This window comes from Carnobacterium sp., assembly GCF_032094055.1.
GTDB lineage: Bacteria > Bacillota > Bacilli > Lactobacillales > Carnobacteriaceae > Carnobacterium_A.
Genome location: NZ_DAMDAK010000112.1, coordinates 1 through 6,663, shown reverse-complemented (window position 1 = coordinate 6,663; position 6,663 = coordinate 1). Strand labels below are relative to the sequence as shown.

Below are 6,663 nucleotides of genomic sequence, written 5' to 3'. Positions count from 1 at the left end.
AGATAGTGAAAGTTGGGATCTCGTTATTCTTGATTTGAATTTACCCAGTATGGATGGCATGCAAATTTGCCGCGAAATACGCAACGTTTCAAAAACGATTCCTATTATTATGTTGACTGCTAAAGATTCCGAAAGCGACCAAGTGATCGGATTGGAAATGGGGGCGGATGATTATGTCACCAAACCATTCAGTCCGTTAACCTTGATTGCTCGAATCAAAGCTTTAACGAGACGTGCAAATTTAAGCCGAGAAAATAATGATGAACTAGAAAGACCATATGAAATTGAAACCAAGCATTTAAAAATAGATAAAAAGACACGAGAAGCTTTTTTGTATGATCAGGAAATTGAGGGATTGACCCCTAAAGAGTTTGAATTATTGTATACACTTGCCAAGAATCCTAAACAAGTTTTTTCAAGAGAACAATTATTGACCATGATTTGGGATTACGAGTATTTTGGAGATGAGCGTACAGTAGATGCACATATAAAAAAATTAAGACAGAAAATCGATAAAAACGGTCCTCAAGTCATTCAAACTGTTTGGGGAGTAGGATATAAATTTGACGATACTGAGGTAGAGTAAATGAAGTTGAAATATTTTTATCAACAAATGTTAGCTTTTTTTGCTGTGATCTTAACGCTGCTGGTTATTATGGGTTTTTCTTTTTTGCAGTTTGCTCGAAATACAACCTATGGAAATACGGAGAAGCAATTATACGGCTATGCTGAGGCGTTGATTTCAGGCGGCTTACAACAAGACCAGCTCGATAATGGACAACTAGTGTTGAGCAACCAAGGAGTGACAGTCAGTGTATTCAGCAATGAGGACTTAATGATTTATCCTAAGACGGATAAGGCCTATTCAAGCGGTCTTTCAGAACAAGACCTGAAAAAGTTAGCAGCAGGTAAACGACTTTCTTTAACAGTGCGACAAAAAGACTTTTATGGAAATGACCAACAAATGGCAATTGTGTATTTACCTTTTTTTACACAGGATAACGGAGTCTTTTCAGGATTCGTGGCTGTTAGTTCACCTATCAGCGGGATTGAAGCTACTTTGATGGCTTTGCGAAACAATCTCTTTAGTGCGTTCTTGTTTTCTTCTCTAGGTGCGTTTATCATCAGCCTGATTTTTGCTAAATACCAAGTGAACCGTATTAATCGATTAAGACGGGCTACTCATACGGTTGCTGGCGGCGGGTTTGATATTCAATTGGAAAATCATGGTAGAGATGAATTTGATGATTTAGCTGGTGACTTTAATAGTATGGTAAATTCTTTGAAGAGTTCCCAAGAAGAAATTGAACGCCAAGAAAACCGGCGTAGGCAATTTATGGCTGATGCTGCCCATGAGATGCGGACGCCTTTGACTACTATTAACGGACTGTTGGAAGGTTTGGAACACGACATGATACCAGAACATCAAAAACAACGGAGTATTGAATTGATGCACAATGAAACGCGCCGATTGATCCGTTTAGTAAATGAAAATTTAGATTATGAAAAAATCCGTTCCAATCAAATCATTTTACGTAAACAAAGCTTTAATGCGCATGAAGCTTTGGAAATGATTGTTGAACAGCTTTCGAGCAAGGCCCAAACAGCTAATGATCATCTGATCGTGGACTGTCCTCTGGATATGCAGATTTATGCCGATTATGACCGTTTTGTTCAAATTATGGTCAACCTTATTCAAAATGCGATTCAATTCACGCAAGATGGGGAAATTAAGCTTACAGGTCAAATGAAACCACATGAAAGCATCATTACTATTGAAGATTCTGGAATAGGAATGGAAGCAAAAGAAGTGGAGAACATTTGGGAACGTTACTATAAAGCCGATGTCTCTAGAAAAAATACATTATATGGTGAGTCGGGGTTAGGACTAGCTATTGTCCAACAATTGATGAATTTACATGAAGCAACGATCACGGTTGAGAGCATACCTGGAAAAGGAACAACATTTACATTGGTTTTTCCTTTTGAAGAAGGCCATTCAACAAACTAAAACAGCAAACAAAAAATCCGATGTACTGACCTCTTAGGCCGGGTACATCAGGAGCATTAGTTTTATATAAATCAGCTGTTGAGCGACCACCGTTTAGATGATATAAACTCGTTGATTTATCGCCCAGTTCTGCGTTGACCGCTTTTAATCGTTCAATTTGATTCTGGTAATCATAAGAAGCGGGATCAATTTCCTTTAATCCTTCAGGAGTATAGAAACGTAATAAATCACTGTTCAAAATACTGTCAGATAAGCTCAATTGTGTAGCCACAGCTTCTTTCAGCTTTTCTTTTTCAGCGATAACTTCTTCTGATGGTTCTTCAATCAATTCTCCGGTAGCTGTATCATAAATGTTGGAGCCGTTAATGGTGTATTTAGGTGTAACAACATCACCATTACGGAAAGCGACGGTTTGATCATGATCTGCTGAAAATAAATCCGTTCCCAACATAACATTGTCTTTTGTCTCCACACCTAGTAAGTGCATCAGTGTAGGCAGCATGTCTACTTGTCCACCGAATTGTTCATTGATCTTTCCATTAGTCGTTCCAGGAATGTGATACATTAACGGGATCCGTTGCATCATATCGTTATTGTAGCCATCCCATGTTTCAGGATCTTCACCTAGTAAAGGTGCTAATGTTTTATTTCTTGAATTTGAAATACCATAGTGGTCTCCGTATAAGACGATAACAGAATTCTCATACAGACCAGAATCTTTCAAATAATTGAAAAATTCTTCAACTGCTTGATCCAAATAATGAGCCGTTACAAAGTAATTGTTGATCGTATCGTCTGCTGTTTGAGCAGGCTTGAAGTCAACGTTTGCTTCATCCAAAGGATATGGGAAGTGATTAGAAACAGAGATCATTTTAGTATAAAAAGGTTGAGGCAGTTGTTCCAAGTATTGAACAGATTCTTTGAAGAATAATTTATCTTTTAATCCATATTCCAACGTATTGCCTTCGGACATGTCATAATAACTGGCATCGAAGAAGTAATCCACGCCCATTTGCTTATATGTGTTGTTCCGGTTCCAGAATGAACCTACATTCCCATGCATGACCGCGCTAGTATAGCCTTTTTCTGAACCTAAAATTTGATAAGCAGATTCAAAAGTATTGCTGCCGCCGACTTGGGTAAATGCACCGCCTTGCGGTAAACCGAATAACGAGTTTTCTAACAACATTTCAGAATCCGAAGTTTTTCCTTGTCCTACTTGATGGAACAAGTTAGAAAAACTTTGCGTTTGTTGATCATGGTAAATACTATTTAAGAAAGGAGTAACTTCGTGTAATTCACCATTTTCATCTTCTAATTCGTAATCGATCAGAAATTGTTGGAAACTTTCTAAATGCAAGTAAATAACATTGCGGTTTTCAGCAATCCCAAACATATCTGGATTTGGTGCAGCGTAATGATCATCTAGGTAAGAAAGAACGGCTTCCATATCAGATTCATCAGCGTTTGCTTTATTTTGATTCGATTGAGCAGTTTGGTAGCCGTCATACATTGTAAAAAAGTTAATCCCTAAGTATTTTACAATGTAATTCCGGTCAAATGTACGAGCTAATAGTTGTGGACGGTTGCTTTCCGATAATGCAAGATTACCTGCAAATAAGGTAACAGCTAAGGTAGTGATTGCGATAGCAGAACGTTTTTTATACGGACGCATGTCAATTTTGATTTTTTTGGTCAAGACCAGACCTAATAAGAAAACAAAATCGATCCAATAAAAAATGTCGCTGGCTGTCAATAACGCTGTTGTACTAGCACCTAATCCGCCAGCTACGTTTCCTGCTCCCAGCATGGTCGTTACGGCAAGGAAATCAGAGAATTCCCGGTAATAGAGAATATTGGCGAATAGCAAAGTACTTAATAAAAAGTAAATGACAAATAGCGCGGTGTAAGCCTTCTTGCTCTTTTTAAAATAAAGTGCGATGGAAAAGAACAAAACTGTACTAGCAACCGGGTTGAAGAACAAGATAAATTGCTGCATTGCTCCGGTAACACCGAGTGAAAATTCCCTCGTGTAGCTGAGATAAGTTTTTGCCCAAAACAAAACGACTGCTAAAGAAAAGAAACCGAGCCGTGTATTGAGTATATTTTTTAGTTTAGTCACTGATTTAAATCCTCCTTAAAAATACGAAGAACAGGATAGATGTTCTTTTATTTAAATTGAAAAAATTTCATGTTTTTTTGAATAGTTGGATTTCTTCAAAAGATATCACTCTATATTTTACAGCTAATTTACAAGTTAGTCAATTTTATCACCTGAATGATACCAGTCAAACGTAAGAAAAAGGCGGCTAGAGTAGGCTGCTCTAACAGAAGGTTAAATTTAAGTAAAGTTTTTGTTCATTTTAATCAAAAAAAGACGTAGAGTAAGTTATAATAAGGAACATCAGATAAAGGGAGGTTTTGCCTCACAATGTATTTTTTACAAAGTTTATTTGACTTAACAGAGAATATGTTCGGAGATTCAATCAATCATTTTCCATTAATCGAGCTCATCTTTTATAGTCTGGATCAAGCATTATTTTATTTTATCTTTTGGATAGTGGGGCGTAGTCTTTATCTTACTTTTGTCAAAAGGAAGAAAGTGACTTTTAACATCCGGCGAGAAGTTATTTTAAGTACCTTTATTTTTTATGTAATTTTATTGGTACATTTAACAGTCTTTCGAGAAGAGAACAGGATAGGGAACGTAGAACTATCTATTCGTTCTCTAGATCAAATTAATTTGACGCCTTTTGTTCATACCTTTAAACTGACAGAAGGAGTGACGTTGTTTGACTATTATTATAATTTGTATGGAAACATCCTTTGGTTTGTCCCGATGGGGTTTGGTACGGCTTATTTAATGAAAAAAAAGCCCTTTTTCTTTAAAACTTTATTGATTGGTTTTAGTGTGTCTTTTTCAATTGAAACCATGCAATTTTTATTTCAAACAGGGATCGCTGATATAGATGATTTGATTTTTAATACGACCGGAACACTAGTAGGATTGCTGCTTTATATAGTCAGCCACTGGATCTACTGTAAAATAAGAGCTGAAAAAGAAAGAAAAAGCGGGTAGGAATTATAACCTAAACGTTTTATTTAAAAAAAACAGATTTAAAAGGAGTTCAACAATTGTGGAAAAATATATGTTAAAAAGACGGGCAACAGAACGTGCTCGTAACGGGTACCCTTTATTGGTATTGGAAGATTTTGTTAAAGAACCAAAAGTAGCAGAAGGCACGCTGATAGAATGCATAGATGAACAAAGAAAATTTGTGGCGGTTGCTTACTTGGCGAAACAAAATAAAGGCGATGGTTGGATATTAACTACACAGCCATCTGTAGAAATTGATCAATCTTTTTTTGAAAACCTCTTTCAAGAAGCCATCGATCACCGGTCAATTTTCAAGTTAAATGAACAAACGACCGCTTATCGTATTTTCAATGGAGAAGGCGATGGATTAGGCGGGATTACGATTGATTTTTATGAGGATTACTATGTTATTTATAAGCACCGGGATAAAATCTTAGCGGCTTTCGAAGCTGTTGTACCAGAATACCAAGGAATTTATGAGAAGTTACGTTTTGAAACCAAGATGAAACCAGCAACAGATCTGATTGCCGGAAACCCGGCACCTGAGCCTTTGATAATCAAAGAAAATGGAATCAAGTATGCCACTTATTTAAATGATGGGCTGATGACAGGCATTTTCTTAGATCAACGAGACGTTCGTCAAAGTTTGTTGGAAAATTACGCAATGGGTAAATCAATATTAAACACATTTAGTTATACGGGGGCTTTTTCAGTTGCTGCAGCAATGGGTGGTGCAACTGAAACCACCAGCGTAGATTTAGCCAAACGCAGTTTACCCAAAACCATCGAACAATTTGAGTTGAATGGGCTTGATCCAGCTAACCAGATTATTCGGGTAATGGACGTTTTTGATTACTTTAAATACGCTCTTCGCCATCATTTATTGTTTGATGTAGTAGTGGTTGATCCGCCAAGTTTTGCTCGTTCAAAAAAACGGACATTCAGTGCGGCTAAAGATTATAGTCTGTTACTGGAAGATATAATCCAATTGACTGCACCCAACGGAATCATTATTGCTTCAACGAACGCAGCGAATGTTACCACTAAAAAGTTCGAGGGATTTATTGAAGAAGCTTTTAACAATCAACAAACTGCTTATACAATAGAAGAAAAATATACCTTGCCAGATGATTTCAAAATCAACCCTGCATTTTCTCAAGGAGATTATTTGAAAGTATATGTGATACGTAAAAAATAAATAGTTCTCAAATGAAAGAGTCAAAGAAGGTTAGAAATAAATGAAAAAAACAAAGCAGCAAAAAACGAATGCTATTCGTCTGCTGGATAAAGCGGACATACCTTATCAACTTCATGAGTACCCTTGGAGTGAAGATCATTTAGACGCAAGTGCAGTAGTTGAAGGAGTAAAAGTTCCCAGCGAGTGGATTTTTAAAACGATTGTAACGGTCGGGGACAAAACGGGGGCAATCGTTGCTTGTATTCCGGGAGCCAGTGAGATCAATTTAAAAGCCTTGGCGAAAGTCAGCGGAAATAAACGAGTTGAACTGTTGAAATTAACGGAATTAGAAAAGACAACAGGGTATATCCGAGGCGG

At 37.0% G+C, this 6,663-nt stretch carries 6 protein-coding genes; 5 read left to right on the top strand and 1 reads right to left on the bottom strand.

The features are described from left to right. A partial coding sequence (locus tag RT405_RS12565; RefSeq protein WP_313470129.1) for a response regulator transcription factor occupies positions 1-586 on the top strand: 586 nt, incomplete at its 5' end. Positions 587-592: 6 nt separating this feature from the next. Further along, the gene (locus RT405_RS12560; protein ID WP_313470131.1) at positions 593-2,011 is read left to right on the top strand and encodes a HAMP domain-containing sensor histidine kinase; all 1,419 of its coding nucleotides are present in this window, start codon (positions 593-595) and stop codon (positions 2,009-2,011) included. On the opposite strand, the gene RT405_RS12555 is transcribed toward RT405_RS12560, so the two are convergent. Then, a complete protein-coding gene (locus RT405_RS12555) occupies positions 1,968-4,133 on the bottom strand; it encodes an LTA synthase family protein (protein WP_313470128.1) in 2,166 nt (721 codons plus the stop codon). The two genes, RT405_RS12560 and RT405_RS12555, sit on opposite strands and share 44 nt — an antisense overlap. A gap of 309 nt (positions 4,134-4,442) precedes the next feature. On the opposite strand from RT405_RS12555, the gene RT405_RS12550 reads away from it, so the two are divergent. The 3 genes from RT405_RS12550 to RT405_RS12540 form a co-directional block, all read left to right on the top strand. After that, on the top strand, positions 4,443-5,090 hold the full coding sequence (locus RT405_RS12550) for a VanZ family protein (protein WP_313470127.1): 648 nt from the start codon (positions 4,443-4,445) through the stop codon (positions 5,088-5,090). Between the two features lie 70 nt (positions 5,091-5,160). Continuing rightward, positions 5,161-6,306: a class I SAM-dependent rRNA methyltransferase gene (locus RT405_RS12545; protein WP_313470130.1), complete on the top strand. Its 1,146-nt coding sequence runs from the start codon at positions 5,161-5,163 to the stop codon at positions 6,304-6,306. Between the two features lie 40 nt (positions 6,307-6,346). After that, positions 6,347-6,663, top strand: a 317-nt coding sequence (locus RT405_RS12540) for a YbaK/EbsC family protein (protein WP_313470126.1), incomplete at its 3' end; no start/stop codon positions are given.